The following is a 15909-nucleotide window of genomic DNA, read 5'->3' as shown; positions in this document are numbered from 1 at the left end:
GCGGATACGCCGCGAGTTCTTCGTTCGAGAGCGTTCGATCAAGGAGATCGCCCGAGAGTTGCACGTCGCCCGGAACACTGTCCGGAAGGTGCTGCGTTCGGACGAGACGAGCTTCGCCTACAGTCGGGAGAACCAGCCGCTGCCGAGGCTCGGGCCATGGAAGGCGGAGTTGGACGAGTTGCTCACGGCGAACGCGGCCGCCTCGGCGCGAGAGCGGCTGACACTGATCCGGCTCTTCGAGGAGTTGCGCGGACGCGGCTACGAAGGGGGCTACGACGCGGTGCGCCGCTACGCGCGGGCCTGGGCGCTGGAGACGGCGGCGGCGAAGGTCGATGCCTACGTGCCACTCTCCTTCGCGCCGGGCGAGGCCTACCAGTTCGACTGGAGCCACGAGATCGTGCTGATGAACGGCCTGCCGATGAAGGTGAAGGTGGCGCACGTCCGGCTCTGCCACAGCCGCATGATGTTCGTCCGCGCCTATCCGCGCGAAAGCCAGGAGATGGTGTTCGACGCCCACGACCGGGCCTTCGCCTTCTTCAAGGGCACCTGCACGCGCGGCATCTACGACAACATGAAGACGGCGGTGGAGACGATCTTCGTCGGCAAGGAGCGCGCCTACAATCGGCGCTTCCTGCAGATGGCCGGGCATTACCTCGTCGAGCCGGTCGCCTGCACGCCGGCCTCGGGCTGGGAGAAGGGGCAGGTCGAGAACCAGGTCGGGCTGGTGCGCGAGCGGTTCTTCACGCCCCGCCTGCGGCTTCGGTGCTTCGACGAGTTGAACACCCTGCTGCTCGACCGGTGCATCGCCTACGCCAAGGCGCATCGGAACCCGGAGTTCACGGATCGGACCACCTGGGAGGTGTTCGAGGACGAGCGGGCGTCGCTGGTGCCCTATCGCGGCTCCTTCGACGGGTTCCATGCGGTGACGGCGTCGGTATCGAAGACCTGCCTCGTCCGCTTCGACAACAACAAGTACTCCGTCGCGGCGAGCGCCGTCGGCCGCCCGGTGGAGATCCGGGCCTATGCCGATCGGATCGTCGTCCGTCAGGATGGGCGCGTGGTCGCGGAACACGTGCGCTCCTTCGGCCGCGGCGAGACGATCTACGATTCCTGGCACTACGTGCCGGTGCTCGCCCGCAAGCCCGGAGCCCTGCGCAACGGCGCCCCGTTCAAGGACTGGGTGCTGCCCGGCGCCCTCGACCGGATCCGCCGCAAGCTCGCCGGTTCGAACGAGGGGGACCGACAGATGGTGGAGATCCTCGCCACGGTGCTCGACGACGGCCTGGGCGCGGTCGAGGCCGCCTGTGCCGAGGCGCTCGGCGAAGGCGTGCATTCCGCCGACGTGGTGCTGAACATCCTGGCGCGGCGGCGTCCGGCGAGCGAAGCCGTCACCGTCCTGACCCCGGACGCCTTGAGGCTGCGTCACGAACCGATCGCCGACTGCGCGCTACGACGGCCTGCGGAGGGTCGGCTGATGGACCGCACCGAGATCCTGAGCACGATGACCGAGCTGAAGCTGTTCGGCATGAAGGCGGCCTACGACGAGATCGTTGCCACGGCCCTGAAGCGCAACCACGACCCCCAGCGCACCGTCGCGGCGCTGCTCGCCGCCGAGATCGCTGAGAAGCAGGCGCGCTCCATCCGCTACCAGATGGGCGTGGCCAAGCTGCCGCTGGCCAAGGACATCGACGACTTCGCCTTCGACGGCACGCCGATCAACGAGAACCTGGTCAGGGACCTCGCCGGCGGCGGCTTCATCGCCCAACAGCGCAACGTCGTGCTGATCGGCGGCACCGGGACGGGCAAGACCCACCTGGCGATCGCCATCGCCCGATCCTGCATCAGGGGCGGCATGCGCGGCCGTTACTTCAACGTCGTCGACCTCGTGAACAAGCTCGAGGCCGAGACCCGCGCCGGCCGCCCAGGACGAATGGCCGACTGGCTCTGCCGCCTCGACTTCATCGTCCTCGACGAGTTGGGCTACCTGCCCTTCGCCCAATCCGGTGGGCAGTTGCTGTTCCACCTGATCAGCCGGCTCTACGAGCGCACCTCGATCGTAGTCACCACCAACCTCGCCTTCGGCGAATGGCCGTCGGTGTTCGGCGACGCCAAGATGACCACGGCGCTGCTCGACCGCCTCACCCATCACTGCGACATCGTCGAAACCGGCAACGACAGCTGGCGCTTCAAGAACAGGGCCGGAGGCCGGCGCCGCCGTCGGTATCGTGCCTCCGGTCGGGCTACGCCCTCCCTCCGTCACGACACCGACGACACACCCAAAACCGCCGCTCCCCAGTCCGATCAGGAGCGCCAGACTTCACGAAACCAGGGGGTCAAAGTTCGACGCCGATCCGGGGTCAATGTTCCGCGCCGATTGACAGCCGTCGATATGGAGAAATTGAGTGGTCATGATCAGCTCCTTCTTGGTGATCGTGGAGCTGATGCAAGCAAGAGACAAACACTCCTAGTCGGTTTATACTAAGAAGACGAAATCGAGAGCTGCCGCGTTGGATGCCACAGCTCATCAGCTGTGGGGCGCCGCAATCTATTCGGGTCGGAGACCCGAATAGACGAATGCGAGGCGGTCGATCGCCATAGGCGATGGCGCCGAATTCTCGGAGTCGGGCATCTAAGTTCATTTTCGACAGTCAACCGATTGATCTGAAATGGGAAATCGCAAAGAAAAGTTTTTTCGACGTCATTTTGACGTTGGTTCGACGTCAGTCTGACTTGTTGCAGGGATCCATCGGGCGGGCGGCGAGACGCCGCCCGTTGGGCGTGGCGAGAAGAGGAGCGGCGCAGCAGAATGCGCTCACGGTCAGTAAGCCCGTCCAATGTTGACAACGATGAAAGTCGTCCTGGCAATATCACGTGATGACGCGATTTCAATGTTGACAGAAGCCCAGATGTCGGCGCGTGTCGTTGGCTTGATCGCAGTGACAGTCAAGGAAAATGAGGAATTTCGTGAGATTGACAGCTGGACTCAGCGGGGAATCAGCTGCAGGATGGCATCGTCTTCTACGGTTCATCTGGGAAGGCCCCCACGGAGAAGGTTGGTAGCCTCACCGCGCCGATCGGCGGTCGGCTCCGTGGTGTAGACCGTCGGTCGGCGCGGGATCGCGAGCCCGGGTGGCGCGGCATCCATACGAACCCACGCTGTCCACCGTCTCGTCGGAGACGGCGACACGGAACCAGGGCGCGACGACCGGCGCCGATGCCTCTTCGGGCGCCGCAATGCCGGCGAAGAGAGGGGCGTCGACGGAAAGTCGAAAACCCCGGGAGGTGACGAAGGGGCCGAAGCCGCAGCCGAAGGAGGCGCAGTTGGGGCGCCTGACCCCGGCACTCCTGCGGCGCGCCGCCGCCGCCGAGTTCCTCTCGGTCTCGCCCGGCACCTTCGATCTGATGGTGCGAGAGGGAGCCATGCCGAGACCGCGGATCTTCGCCAGCCTGAAGCTCTGGTCTGTCCGCGATCTCGACCGCGCCGTCGACGCCTTACCCTTCGACGGTGACGACGAAGCGGAAACCACCACCTGGGACGATGTCTGATGCCGCGACGGTCGAGATTACCCGCCTACGTCAAGGGCTACGTGGATAGGCACGGGAAGTCCCGGTACTATTTTCGCCGCAAGGGATATCCCTCGGTCGCCCTGCCGGGGATGCCCTGGACGCCGCTCTTCATGGCGGCCCTCGAGGCGGCGAAGGGGGCGGAGAAGCCGCCGATCGGGGCTGCCCGGATCATCCCGCGCAGCATCGGGGACCTCACGACCAGATGGAAGCAGACGCGTGCGTTTCTCGACCTGAAGAAAGTCACGCAGAATGGACTGACGAGTCTGATCGAGTGGCTGCAGACCGAACATGGCCACCGTCTCGTGAGGGAAATGCGTCGCCGCCACGTCGAAGCCGTGCTCGCGTCTTGGTCCGACCGACCTTCGAGCCACAATCGATTGCTGAGCCTCCTGCGGCGACTACTGAACCACGCCGTCGTGCTCGAATGGATCGACGTCAGTCCGCTCCAGGTGTTCAAGAAGCGGAAGCTCGGCCGCGGCTACGCGACCTGGACGGAGGAACACATAGCGGCCTACGAGGCGACGTGGCCGGTCGGGACCATCCAGCGCACGGCTTTCGATCTCCTGGTGTGGACCGGCCAACGCTCGGCCGACGCTCGCGTGATGGGATGGCACCAGATCGAGGGGGATCGCATTGTCCTCGCCCAGTCGAAGACCGAGAATCCGGTCAGCATTCCGATCTGTGCGCCCTTGGCGGAGAGCCTCGCCACCGTTCCTTCCGACCAGCCGTTCTTCCTCGTCAGCAAGACGTGCAAGCCGTTCACCACCTCGATGTTCTCCCACCTGATGAGCGCAGCGATCGACGCCGCCGGGCTCCCCACCCGGTGCACGCCGCACGGTTTGCGCAAGGCCGCCTGCCGGCGCCTCGCCGACGCCGAATGCTCCGCCCTCGAGATCATGGCGGTCTCGGGTCACCGGTCTCTCCGCGAGGCGCAGCGCTACGTCGAAGAGGCCAACCAGAAGAGGCTCGCCAACTCGGCGTTGGGGCGCATCGCTTCGATCGGGGCGACGCCGGCCGAGCGGCAGGCGAGCTGATCGTCGGGATCTTGGTGCCGGATCCTCCACCGAGCCTCGGGACCTCGCCGGCGCATCCTTTGCGGAATGCCGAGACACCGAGGACCACGGCCAGACTCACCCATGCCGAACGCTTTCCTCTGACCGCCGTTCGACCTGGGGTTCGCGCCACATCGCGGAGACGCACTTCCCCATGACGACGGCCGACACGCCGAGCCCCGGCAAGACGCAGCAGGCCGTTCTCACGGCTGCAGCACGGCATGGTCTATTCCGCGTCTCGTCGGCCTGGAGGGCCAAAGGCATTCGGAACGCGATCCCTACGGCGACGGTCGATGCACTCGTGAGGCTGGGATACCTGCGGCTCGACGGGGAGACCGCCACGGTGACGGATCGTGGCCGGGACGCCTCGAGGCGGCTCTCCGGCCGGAAGCCGGCCACTCTGCCAGATAGGGAGGGATGAATGCCCGGGATGCCGGCGATGGTCTTCTGCGACTGATCTCCGGAATGATCGCCCAAGATGCCTTGTAGACGTTGTTGTTCGATCGTATCGATCAATTCGGGAAACCGACACGTGATTCGAGCAACGAGAGTCTTTAGAGCCGGACGATTCTCCCAGTTCGACTTTCCCGATCTGAGATCGCATTCATCGACGCGTGCCGCAAACCACGAAGACAACCAGAGGGCTTCCTATGACCGAGTCCCGAGACCACCTCGTCGAGCTGGCCGCCTATGTCGTTTCGGCCTACGTCGGCAACAACACCGTTCCGGCCGCCGACCTCTCCGGCCTGATCGCCGAAGTCCACGCGGCCTTGGAGCGCACGGTTTCGGGGATTGATCCGGCGTCGGCTCCCGAACCGCTGAAGCCGGCGGTCCCAGTCAAGAAGTCGGTCTTCCCTGATTTCATCGTCTGCCTCGAAGACGGCAAGAAGTTCAAGTCGCTGAAGCGCCATCTCAGGACGGCCTACGGCATGACGCCGGAGGACTATCGGGAAAAGTGGGGCCTCCCGGCCGACTATCCGATGGTCGCGCCGAACTACGCCCAGGCGCGGTCGGATCTCGCCAAGAAGATGGGGCTCGGCCAGCAACGGCGGCTCGCGTCCAAGAAGTGAGTGAGGCCGATTTCGAGGGAGGAAGTAGCGCCCGAGATCAGCGCGCCTTCTAAAGGATTCGATTGATTTGGTTCGCTCGGAATTGTCGATATGTCCTGACAGATCTCAGGCCACGTCTGAGCGGGTCTATGCGGTCGCGCCGAGTGGAATGAAAGGCAGTCGACTGTATCTGGCGGAGGTTTCGGCGTTTCCCCATGCCAACGCCGATCTCGTCAACACGAAGTCGGCGATCGCAACGGTGTCGTTCAGATCGAGAACCGGGACGCCACATCCGGCGACCTGTTCGTCGGAAGCGACGGCGAGGATGTCGGAGCCCGGATGCCACATGAGGCGGTGGCCGGCCGACGGGCGATGGACTTCGAGCATCGGATGGCCGTGGGTGTGGAAGCCCTCGACCAGGACGAGATCGACCGGGGTCATCCGCTGGATCAGATCTTCGAGCGGCGGTTCCTCCTCGCGGATCTCGTGAAGGAGCGCCCAGCGGTCGCCGGACACGATCATTACCTCGGAGGCGCCCGCTTCGCGATGACGATGCGAGTCTTTGCCGGGGCGGTCGATGTCGAAGCCGTGATGCGCGTGTTTGAGGGTCGATACGGTTAGGCCGCGGGCGCGCAATTCGGGGAGCAGGCGCACCAGGAGTGTCGTCTTCCCCGAACCGCTCCGCCCGGCCAATCCGAAGATCTTCATCACAATACTCCCCAGGAGCATCTCGTTATCGGCGACTCGCCGCTTCGATCGAAGGGGTCGGCCCTACCGGCGTCCGCACCGTTTGGAAGTGGTGGACGGCGTCAACGCCGCCCGGATCATATGGAAGTGGGGGACGGCGTCACCGCCGTCCCCCGGGGGGCGCCGGACGTCAGGGCGTCGCGTCCTTGGCGGCCTTCATCAGGAAGTCGGTCACGAGTTTCCGTTCACCGTCGTCGAGGCCGGCGCGCTGGAACATACTCTCGGTGATGCCCTTCCACTGCAGCTTGGTGTACTGCGCCGGATCACGCGGACCGTGGCAGACGGTGCAGCGCTGGTAGAACATCTTCTCGCCCGGAGACATGGTGGCCTGCTGCTTCTCGATCAGGGCGGTCAGACGCTCGACCCCGAGGCTCGCGGCGGCGATCTTCGGCAGGGCGGAAGCCGTTTCGATCGCCGGCGGCTCGTAGGCCCGGTTCGGGCCTTCCGGATCGGTGCACTTGCGCAGTGTGGCGACGCAGGTGTTGGCGATCGTCGCTTGGCTGAGCCCGCTCGATCGCCGGCTCGAGGTGATGAAGTTGATCAGACCGCTGTTGCAGCGACCCTTGCTGTCGAGCTGCGGCCAGCCGCCTTCGTAGATGCTCGCCACGCCCGGCATGATGTCTTCCGAGACCACCGCTCCGGCGATGATCGTGCCGCGCTCGTTCGAAAGCTCGACGAGATCGCCGTCGGCGATGCCGCGCTTCTTGGCGTCCTCGGCGTTGATGCGCACCGGTTCACGCCCCTGCACCATGTAGAGATCGCGCAGCCGCTCGGAGTTGGCCATCTGCGAATGGACGCGGAACCAAGGATGCGGGCTGACGACATGGACCTGCCCCTCCTTGGCGTTGCCGAGCCATTCCGCCGGTTCGAGGAACATCGGCATCGGCGGGCAATCGTCGAGTTTCATATCGGCGACGGCCTGACACCACATCTCGATCTTGCCGGACTTGGTGTGCAGCGGCGTCTTGACCGGATCCTTGCGGAAGTCGCCGTGGCGCACCCACTTGCGTGCCTCCTTCGGCATGTCGAAGACGACATAGCCCCGCTTCCAGAACGTCTCGAACGGCACCTTGGATCCGGCCCGCTCGTAGGCGAACTGGATGTGCTCCATCACCGTCTTGCCCTCGGTGAACTGGATCTCGAGGCCGAAGATCTCCGACAGGCGGCGGAAGATCTCGAAGTCGTCGAGGCTCTCGCCGAGCGGTTCGATGATCTTCTTCATCGCGTAGATGCGGTCCATCGAGTAGGTGCCGCCCGACGAGATGTCGTCGCGCTCCACCGTGCTCGTCGCCGGCAACACGATGTCCGCCCAGCGGGTCGACGCCGTCCACCACACGTCCTGGCAGACCACGGTGTCGACCGCCTTCAGCGCGCCGATCAGCTCGTTCGTGTTCTGTTGATGGGACATGAAGTTGTTGCCGGAGTTGTAGATCATCCGGACCTTCGGGAAGGTCTTCACCGAACCGTTGTGGGTGAAGGTCTTGCCGGGATTGAGCAGCATCTCGGAGATTCGCGAGGCCGGACAGATCGCCTTGACCAGATTGCGGCCCTGCGGCATGCCGGCCGGCCCGGCATTCCCCGACTGGGGCATGCCGCCCGAGCCGTAGTGCCAGGAGAAGCCGACGCCCTGCCCGGGTAGACCGATCTTGCCAGTCAATGCGGCGAAGTTGATGATCGCCCAATGGGTCATCTCGCCGTGATGGGCGCGTTGCAGCGACCAGGCACCTGCGATCTCGGTGCGCTTCGTCGCCATCAGATCGGCGAGTTCGACGATCTTGGCTTCCGGGATACCGGTGATCTTCGAGGCCCAGGCGGGGGTCTTGGCCGGCGTGCCGTCCTTACCCATGACGTGCGCCATGAACTTGTCGGACCCGACGGTGTGGCTCTTCAGGAAGGCCTTGTCGGTCTTGCCGCTCTCGATCACCCGGTGGCTCATCGCCAGGAACAGGGCGACGTCGGTGTTGGGGACGATCTTCACCCACTCGGAGCCGAGGACCTGATCCGACCCGGTCTTCTGCGGATTGATCGAGACGAACTTGCAGCCGGCATCGCGGATGTCCTCCCAGTGCTGGAACATCTGATGGTCGGCGACGGTGTACTCGATGCGGTTGTTCTTCACCGGATCGCATCCGACAAGGACGAAGACCTCGGTGTTGTCGCGGATCTGCTCCCACGAGGTCTGGGCCGAATAGACCTCCATGTCGCCGATGACGTAGGGCAGGATGATCTGCGAAGCGCCGCCGGAATAGTCGCCGACGGTGTTGGTGCAGCCGCCGAAGAGATTGAAGAAGCGGCCCTGCAGCACGTTCGGCCGCATGATGCCGGCATGCGCCCAGCCGCCGTAGGAAGTCGAGAAGATCGCCTCGTTGCCGTGCTCGGCGACGGTGTCGAGGATCGCCTTGGCGGTGAGCTTCAGCGCAGTGTCCCAGTCGACGCGAACATAGGGCTCCTTGCCGCGCAATTCGACCTTGCGGTCGGCCTTGTCCCAGTTCTCCAGATAGGATTTGCGCACCATCGGGTAGAGGACCCGGGTCTTGTCGTAGGTGCGGTCGACCATGCCGAAATAGAGCATCTCGGTCGGCCGTGCGTCGAGTTCGGTCAATGCCGAGACGCCGACGAACTTGCCATCCTTCACGATCGCTTCGAACGGGCCGTAGTGGCTGCCGTGGAAGAACCGACGCGTATGCGAATTGGGGTCGACGGAGGCGAGGGCGGAAGATCCGAGGAACCTGGCGGCGAGAACCGCGCCGAAACCTCCCTTGATCAAAGTCCGCCGGTTCAGGGTGTCGTGGGCCATGTTCGTCTCCTGCTCTGGATCCATCCACGCGCCGGAGGCTAGAAACCACGTGTGAATACGTCCCGTGACGAACACGAACGGGCTGTGCAATGATGTGAAAGAATGTGAAAGAGGTCCGCACCATGCTGCGACCGACGACCAGACCGGCCCACATCGTCGTCATCGAGGACGATCCCGTCACCCGGGCGCGCCTCGTCGCCTATCTCAGACAACAGCATCATCGCGTCAGTGAGGCCGAGAACGCCGCCCGCGCCGCCGACCTCCTCGCCCGCGATCCGGCGGAACTGCTGATCGTCGACATCAACCTCGAGGGCAAGGACGGGCTCGAGATCACCCGCGAGCAACGCGCCGTCTCGGACGTCGGCATCATCCTCCTCACCGCCCGCACCGATCACGTCGACCGCATCGTCGGCCTCGAACTCGGGGCGGACGACTACATCACCAAGCCCTTCGATCCGCGCGAGCTGATCGCACGGGTGAAGAACCTGTTGCGGCGGGTGGCGGAGGGACGGGTGGCGCGGATCGTCCCCGAGCAGGTCGTCCATTTCGGCGGGTGTAGCCTCGACGTCTCGGCGCGACGCTTCTTCGCCGCCGACGGAGCCGAGATCGCGTTGACCAAGGCGGAGTTCGACCTCCTCAAGGCCTTCGCCGCCGCGCCCGGCATCGTTCTGTCGCGCGACCGGCTGATGCAGGCGACGACCCACCGCGACCTTTCGGCCGATGACCGGACCATCGACGTGTTGGTCGGCCGATTGCGTCGCAAGTTGGCCGCTATCCCGGCGCGTCCGGCGACGATCACCACCGTCCACGGTGAGGGCTATCTCTTTACTCCGGAACGGACGTGATCCCGCCGGTCGATGCCGGATCGACGCAGACCCGCCGTGCCGCCGCCTCGAGCTGTTCGGCCACTGCCCGCCCCGCGTCGCGGACGACGTCGGGTGCGTGGCGTGCTCCGGCGGAGACCGTCGTTTCGACCGCCCGCATCACGTCGCAGAAGTCGGCGAGGTCGAAATTGGCCGCCGCCCCCTTCAATCGATGTGCCGCCCGACGGATCGCGTCCGCGTCGCTCCCCTCTTCAAGGAGACTGGCGAGCCCGTCGATCTCGTCCGGCAGGCGCCCGAGGAAGGCCGTGACGATGGCGCCGACCGCTTCCCGACCGAGCGCCTCGACGTCGCGCCGCAACGCGGCCTCGACCACATCGTCGGTCACCTCGTCGGCCGGGGTCGGGGCCTCCCGCGGAACCGGTTCGGTCCGCGGGTCCCTGCCGTCCGTCTCGGACAGCCGGTCGAGCACCCGCGCCAGCGCCACCGGCGTCAGCGGCTTGCCGATGAAGTCGAAGAAGTCGGCCTGCCGCAGCTCCGCCGCCTCGGCGCCGAGCACATGGGCCGACACGGCGACGACCGGCGTGGTGACGTTCGGCCCCGCTTCGCGGATCCGGCGGACCGTCTCGCCGCCGGTGAGGTCTGGAAGGTCGAGATCCATCAGGATGATGTCGTAAGGCTCGCGTCGTGCCCGGTCGATCGCCTCGGCACCGGTCGCAGCCTCGTCGACGACGGCCCCGGCGCGCTCCAGGAAGCCACGGGCGACCATACGGCTGACGTCGTGATCCTCGACCACCAGGGCGCGGAATGGCGGGCGTGCCGGAGCGTCGGCCTCTTCGGTTTCGGCCACCGCCAACGCCTCGACAATGTCGCCCTCCTCGAGCGCCAACGTCAGGGTGAAGGTCGAGCCGACCCCCGGCCGGCTCTCGACGGCGAGCGCTCCGCCGAGGGCGACGGCAAGACGCCGGCAGATCGACAGGCCGAGCCCGGTTCCGCCGACGGCGCGGGGATCGAAGGGCCGATGGATCTGGTTGAACGCTTCGAAGATGCGCGACACCACTTCGGGACTCATGCCGATCCCGGTGTCGTGAACGCGGAAGGCGACGAGGAGGCGGCCTTCGCGATCGGCACCGTCCAACTCGGCGATCAGGGCGACCTCGCCGTGATCGGTGAACTTCACCGCGTTGGAGCAGAGATTGACCAGGATCTGTTGGATCCGGCTCATGTCGCCCCGCAGCGCCGGCGGCAGGCGCTCGTCGATGTCGACGACGAAGCGCAATCCCTTCGTTGCGGCGGCGGGCGCCGTCAGATCCGCCACCCGTGCCACCAGACCGCGGACCTCGAAGGCGTCCGTCTTCGGGCTCGCGTCGCCGAGTTCGACCTTGGCGTGTTCGAGGATGTCGTCGAGCAGGGTCTTGAGATCGCCGGCCGACCGCCGCGCCAGATCGAACCGCTGCGCGTCCCCGGGCGCCTCCGGTCGTCCCATCAGCCGCAGCATACCGATCAATCCGTTGAGGGGCGTTCGGATCTCGTGGCTCATGGTGGCGAGGAACTCGGACTTGGAACGGCTCGCCTGTTCGGCCTCGGCGCGCGCCTGATCGTGGGCGTGCATCTCTTGCCGCAGCATCTCGGTGCGGCTGGTGACTTCCGCTTCGAGTTCCTTGCCCCGCGACCTCAGTTGGTCCTCGAGCTGCTCCTTGCGCCGCACCTGGAGCTGGAGGACGCGTAGCGCCCGCTCCATCCGGCCGATGTCGTCGGCGCCACTGACCTCGACCTCCTCGTCGAGGCGGCCGCCGCCGAGCGCGACCAGATGTGAGGTCACCCGGGTCAGGCGCGACAGGACGTGGACTTTGAGATAACGGCCGATCACGAGGGTGGCGAGAAGTGCGAAGACCCCGAGCGATCCGACCAGCGCCACCAACCACTGCGAGGTAGCGAGCGTCTGGTGCTGAAAGGCGAGCACTTCCGCTTCGATCGTCCGCATGATTTCCCGTGCCGAGGCGGAGACCAGATTGGCGGCGGCGCTGGTGTCGCGGGCCAGTGCCGCGATGCGGGTCTCGGTGGCGAGCGCCTCCCCGCGGGTCGCCGCCAGCCCGCCCTCGCCGAGCACGGCGCGATCGAAACGCGCGGCGAGATCCATCGCCTGGGTGCGGCGGGTCGGGTCGACGATACGCTCGAGGCGTTGGTCGAGCATCCGGACGTCTTCGGCGATCCGGGCGCGGGCCGCCGCGAGGCCGACGGTGTCGGACGCGGTCGTCAGACCGTCCATCCCGAACACGAGACGCCGGGCGACCTCGCGGACCTCGGTCATCGATTGCAGGACGAAGAGATCCTCCTCGGCCAGCTTGTCGAGGATCACCGCCCGTTCGGCATCCGACGCCGTCTCGTAGAGCCCGCTGAGGCCGGCTGACATCTGCGCCTGGGCATTGGCGATCAGAGTGCCGGCGACGGTGGCGAGGTCCGAGGCCGCCCGACCGGCGGCCTCGCGCTGTCCGATCGCCATCTCGTCGAGATCGAAGCGGTGACGGACCGCGGCGACGAGTTCGTCGCCGCGCGCTCGACTGTCGCGCGAGCGTTCGCGCAACTCTCGGATCGTTTCGATCTCGCCGATCAACGGCGCCAGAGCCCGCAGCCGGTCGTCGATGGCATCGAGTTCGCCCCGCAGCGATGCCGCCTGTCCGTCGAGGCCGCGACGATCCGGCGCTCGTTCGGCCGCCGTCACCGCGGCGGTTGCCACTTCGGCCGAACGCGCCATGCCGCGCGCCAGTTCGGCGCTCGGGAAATTGCGGTCGATCAGCTTGCGCTCGGTCGTGGCTTGGTGGTTCAGTCCGCTCCAGGCAGTCCCGATCGCGGCGAGCAACAGGCCCATGAGTACCAGGAAGGTCAGACTGACGAGGCTCTCGAAGTTCGGCCGCCTCATGATCGCCTCTCTCGTCCTCGCGTCCGTCGTCCGGCTCGCCGTACCGATCGGCCCCGCCTTCGCCGAGGATCCTGCCTCGCAGTCGAAAGCCGCCGGGATCGGCATCCAGCTCGAAAGCCATGCGGACCCGTTCGATTACACCGGGCCCAAGACCGGAGTCATACACCTTCCCCTCGTCGAAGCACGACGCCATTGGCGCCTGTGCGCGATCGTGCCCCACGTCAAGGACGAGTATTGGCTGAGCGTCGGCTACGGCATGGTGGAGGAGGCGCGCCGCCTCGGTGTCGCGCTCAGGATCAGCGAGACCGGCGGCTATCGCAGCGCCGATCAACAGGCGTCCCGCATCGACGCCTGCCGCGAGGAGGGCGCCAACGCCATCGTCCTCGGGTCGGTCGGCTATGACGCGCCGCAGATCGCCGCGGCGATCGACCGCGCTGCGCCGAAGATCCCGGTGGTCGCGGCGATCAACGACGTCGGTTTCCGTGCCGTCGCGGCGAAGGTAGGGGTCTCCTGGCGCGACATGGGGCTGCGGGTCGGCGAGTTCCTCGCCCGCCGTCATCCCCAGGGATCGGGCCGGGTCCGCGCCGTGATCGCCACCGGGCCGAAGGTGGCGGGGTGGGTCGGGTTTCTCTCCTCAGGTATCCGCGACGGACTAGCGGGCTCCGACGTCGAGATCGTCGAAGAGGGTGGAGCCGACACCGATACCCAGGAACAGCTCATGTTGGTCGAGGACCTTCTCGCCCGCCACCCGGACGTCGATTACCTGATCGGCAGCGCCCCGGCGATCGAGGCGGCGATCTCGGTCGAACGCATCCGCGCCCGGTCGGGTCGGGTGCGGCTGATCGCGACCTACTACACTCAGGCGATCCGCCGCGGTCTCCTGCGGGGTCGCGTCGACGCCGCGCCCTTCGACGACCCCCGCCTCCAGGGCAGGCTCGCCGTCGAGACGGCCGTCCGTGCCATCGAAGGGTCGATCGAAAGGCGCCAGATCGGCCCCGAGATCCGGTTGGCGGAACCCCTCGCCCTACCACCGGCCGACGCCCTGTCCCCGCCCCAGGCGCGACCGGAATTCGTCGTGCCTTGATCCCCGGCGGGCTCATCTCGCGCGCAGACGACCGCTTCATCTCGCAGACGTCACTCGTCGGCCGGTTGCCGCGCCTTCCAGTGGTCGAACGAGGTGAGGACCCGGTCGAGCAGCGCATGTAGGCGCTGCCAGTCGTCGTCGGAGATCTCGGCGAACATCTCGTCCTCGAGACGGCGGCCGATCCGCTCGCTCTCCTTCCAGATCCGCAGGCCTTCGTCGGTCAGGTGGAGACACTGGCGGCGGCTGTCGCGCTTGTCGGGCAGGCGTTGGATCAGGCCGCGGTCTTCGAGGTGGGCGATGTTCTTGGACAGCAGCGTCTTGTCGAGGACGATCTTCTGCCCGAGATCGGTCGCCGCGATCCCGGGAAAGTCGTGCACCAGCCGCAGGACGCGCAGCTCGCGGACCCGGAGACCGACGCTCTTCTGGTAGTAGGGGTCGGCCGCCTTGGTGGCCAACGTCTTCGCCAGATCGAGCTTGTAGGTGAGGAACGGCTTGGTGGGGTCTGTCATGGTGGCCGATGGTTGGCACTTGCAACCATGACTCCTATCGAAGATCGACCGGACGGGCAACTCCGCGCGGGGCGGGGCGGCCCGTCCGATCGGTGCGAGAGGGGCGCCGCGGGGCGAACGGCGGCGGACCTCTCGGCGGGACGTTCAGCGCAGGTAGTGCTCGGTCAGGGCCACCCAATAGGCGGCGCCGACGGGCAGGTTCCGGTCGTCGAAGTCGTACATCGGGTGGTGCACCATCGGCGTGTCGCCGTTGCCGATGAAGCAATAGGTCCCGGGCCGGCGCGCCGCGAAGAAGGCGAAGTCCTCGCTGCCCATGAAGGTCGGGCCGTCGGTCGAGACCCGGCTCTCGCCGAGGAGACCCTTGGCGACCTCGGCGCAGATCGCGGTGTGAACGGGGTCGTTGACCAGAACCGCGCCGGCCGGTCCCTCGCGGATCTCGTATTCGACCCCGTAGGAGACGGCCTGCGCCGCGGTGATGCGGCGGATGCGATCGAGGACGAAGGACCGCGTCGCCGGCGCGCTGCTGCGGACCGACAGGCGCAGCACGGCGGTCTGCGGGACGACGTTGCCGGCGTCGCCGGCGAGGAAGGCGCCGACCGAGACGACGGCGGAATCCTTGGCGGCGACGTTGCGCGACACGATGGTCTGCAACGCCATCACCAGCGAGGCGCCGGCGACGACGGGATCGATGCCCTTCTCCGGCATCGAGCCGTGGGTCCCCTTGCCGGTCAGCTCGATCTCCCAGTTGTCGACGGCGGCCATGACGGGACCTGAGGTGAAGTAGAGCTTGCCCTGTTCGAGGCCGGGCATGTTGTGCATGCCGAACACCGCATCGACCGGGAAGCGCTCGAACAGCCGGTCCTCGATCATCGCCATGGCGCCGCCCATCACCTCTTCCGCCGGTTGGAAGATCAGGCGGACGGTTCCGTCGAAGTTGCGGGTCTTCGCCAGGCGGCGAGCGGCGGCGAGCAGCATGGCGGAGTGGCCGTCGTGGCCGCAGGTGTGCGATCGGCCGTCGACGGTGCTCTTGTGATCGCTCTCGCCCGCCTCGCGGACCGGGAGGGCGTCGGTGTCGGCGCGCAGCGCGATCGCCTTGCCGCTGGTGCCGACGGTGAGCGAGGCGACGACGCCGGTCTTGCCGACGCCTCGCGTGACGTCCCAGCCCCAGGTCTCGAGCAGGTCGGCGATGTAGGCCGCGGTCTGCGTCTCGCCGAAGGCCAGTTCCGGGTGGCGATGGAGGTGATGCCGCCAGACGGTGATCGACGGCTGCTCGGTGGTGAGGTCTTCCAGAAGCGCGTGCATGGTCGCAACTCCGCTCGGTGTCTCGAGGGGGGGGCCCCGACCGATCCGGAGATCGTCGTCG

11 protein-coding genes and 1 pseudogene are annotated in these 15909 nt (G+C 66.6%); 7 read left to right on the top strand and 5 right to left on the bottom strand.

Features of this window, described 5'->3' with window-relative positions; translation table 11 throughout:
• From istA to V7Q42_RS05875, 5 genes and pseudogenes are all read left to right on the top strand, one after another.
• Window positions 1-1475 (top strand): annotated as a pseudogene (gene istA, locus V7Q42_RS05895) (IS21 family transposase); the annotation flags it as partial.
• Window positions 1475-2482 carry an IS21-like element helper ATPase IstB gene (gene istB, locus V7Q42_RS05890; RefSeq protein WP_333823031.1) on the top strand — a complete coding sequence of 336 codons (1008 nt, stop codon included), beginning with the start codon at window positions 1475-1477 and terminating at the stop codon, window positions 2480-2482. The pseudogene istA and the gene istB, both read left to right, overlap by 1 nt.
• Window positions 2483-3282: 800 nt before the next feature.
• Entirely contained in the window at window positions 3283-3546 is a 264-nt protein-coding gene (locus tag V7Q42_RS05885; protein ID WP_333823020.1) for a hypothetical protein, read from the top strand.
• 398 nt (window positions 3547-3944) lie between these two features.
• Entirely contained in the window at window positions 3945-4601 is a 657-nt protein-coding gene (locus tag V7Q42_RS05880) for a tyrosine-type recombinase/integrase (RefSeq protein WP_333823019.1), read from the top strand.
• A 668-nt stretch (window positions 4602-5269) separates the two neighbouring features.
• Window positions 5270-5689: a MucR family transcriptional regulator gene (locus V7Q42_RS05875; protein ID WP_333823018.1), complete on the top strand. Its 420-nt coding sequence runs from the start codon at window positions 5270-5272 to the stop codon at window positions 5687-5689.
• Window positions 5690-5815: 126 nt separating this feature from the next.
• Here the strand turns inward: V7Q42_RS05875 and mobB are convergent, their stop codons facing one another.
• Both mobB and V7Q42_RS05865 read right to left on the bottom strand, forming a co-directional pair.
• Window positions 5816-6376, bottom strand: a complete 561-nt coding sequence (mobB, locus tag V7Q42_RS05870) for a molybdopterin-guanine dinucleotide biosynthesis protein B (RefSeq protein ID WP_333823017.1) — start codon at window positions 6374-6376, stop codon at window positions 5816-5818.
• A 169-nt stretch (window positions 6377-6545) separates the two neighbouring features.
• On the bottom strand, window positions 6546-9212 hold the full coding sequence (locus tag V7Q42_RS05865; RefSeq protein WP_333823016.1) for a molybdopterin-dependent oxidoreductase: 2667 nt from the start codon (window positions 9210-9212) through the stop codon (window positions 6546-6548).
• Window positions 9213-9334: 122 nt separating this feature from the next.
• On the opposite strand from V7Q42_RS05865, the gene V7Q42_RS05860 reads away from it, so the two are divergent.
• Window positions 9335-10057, top strand: coding sequence for a response regulator (locus V7Q42_RS05860; protein ID WP_333823015.1), 723 nt, complete (start codon window positions 9335-9337; stop codon window positions 10055-10057).
• Here V7Q42_RS05860 and V7Q42_RS05855 read toward each other — a convergent pair.
• Window positions 10038-12953, bottom strand: coding sequence for an ATP-binding protein (locus V7Q42_RS05855; RefSeq protein ID WP_333823014.1), 2916 nt, complete (start codon window positions 12951-12953; stop codon window positions 10038-10040). The genes V7Q42_RS05860 and V7Q42_RS05855 overlap by 20 nt on opposite strands.
• Here V7Q42_RS05855 and torT point away from each other — a divergent pair.
• A complete protein-coding gene (gene torT, locus V7Q42_RS05850) occupies window positions 12952-14037 on the top strand; it encodes a TMAO reductase system periplasmic protein TorT (protein WP_333823013.1) in 1086 nt (361 codons plus the stop codon). The genes V7Q42_RS05855 and torT overlap by 2 nt on opposite strands.
• A gap of 50 nt (window positions 14038-14087) precedes the next feature.
• On the opposite strand, the gene V7Q42_RS05845 is transcribed toward torT, so the two are convergent.
• Window positions 14088-14546: a MarR family winged helix-turn-helix transcriptional regulator gene (locus tag V7Q42_RS05845; protein WP_333823012.1), complete on the bottom strand. Its 459-nt coding sequence runs from the start codon at window positions 14544-14546 to the stop codon at window positions 14088-14090.
• A gap of 144 nt (window positions 14547-14690) precedes the next feature.
• Complete coding sequence (locus tag V7Q42_RS05840; protein ID WP_333823011.1) at window positions 14691-15848, bottom strand: M20 aminoacylase family protein; 1158 nt, start codon at window positions 15846-15848, stop codon at window positions 14691-14693.
• Window positions 15849-15909: the final 61 nt, after the last annotated feature.

The organism is Pinisolibacter sp. (genome assembly GCF_036782435.1).
Taxonomy (GTDB): domain Bacteria; phylum Pseudomonadota; class Alphaproteobacteria; order Rhizobiales; family Ancalomicrobiaceae; genus CALBKH01.
This window is presented reverse-complemented; position numbering and strand designations above follow the sequence as displayed.

What these genes read in the sequence shown, in the direction of transcription:
- istB (WP_333823031.1), top strand. Translation starts at nt 1,475, where the DNA reads ATGGACCGCACCGAGATCCTGAGCACGATGACCGAGCTGAAGCTGTTC.
- V7Q42_RS05875 (WP_333823018.1), top strand. Translation starts at nt 5,270, where the DNA reads ATGACCGAGTCCCGAGACCACCTCGTCGAGCTGGCCGCCTATGTCGTT.
- mobB (WP_333823017.1), bottom strand. Translation starts at nt 6,376, where the DNA reads ATGAAGATCTTCGGATTGGCCGGGCGGAGCGGTTCGGGGAAGACGACA.
- V7Q42_RS05865 (WP_333823016.1), bottom strand. Translation starts at nt 9,212, where the DNA reads ATGGCCCACGACACCCTGAACCGGCGGACTTTGATCAAGGGAGGTTTC.
- V7Q42_RS05860 (WP_333823015.1), top strand. Translation starts at nt 9,335, where the DNA reads ATGCTGCGACCGACGACCAGACCGGCCCACATCGTCGTCATCGAGGAC.
- torT (WP_333823013.1), top strand. Translation starts at nt 12,952, where the DNA reads ATGATCGCCTCTCTCGTCCTCGCGTCCGTCGTCCGGCTCGCCGTACCG.
- V7Q42_RS05855 (WP_333823014.1), bottom strand. Translation starts at nt 12,953, where the DNA reads ATGAGGCGGCCGAACTTCGAGAGCCTCGTCAGTCTGACCTTCCTGGTA.
- V7Q42_RS05845 (WP_333823012.1), bottom strand. Translation starts at nt 14,546, where the DNA reads ATGACAGACCCCACCAAGCCGTTCCTCACCTACAAGCTCGATCTGGCG.
- V7Q42_RS05840 (WP_333823011.1), bottom strand. Translation starts at nt 15,848, where the DNA reads ATGCACGCGCTTCTGGAAGACCTCACCACCGAGCAGCCGTCGATCACC.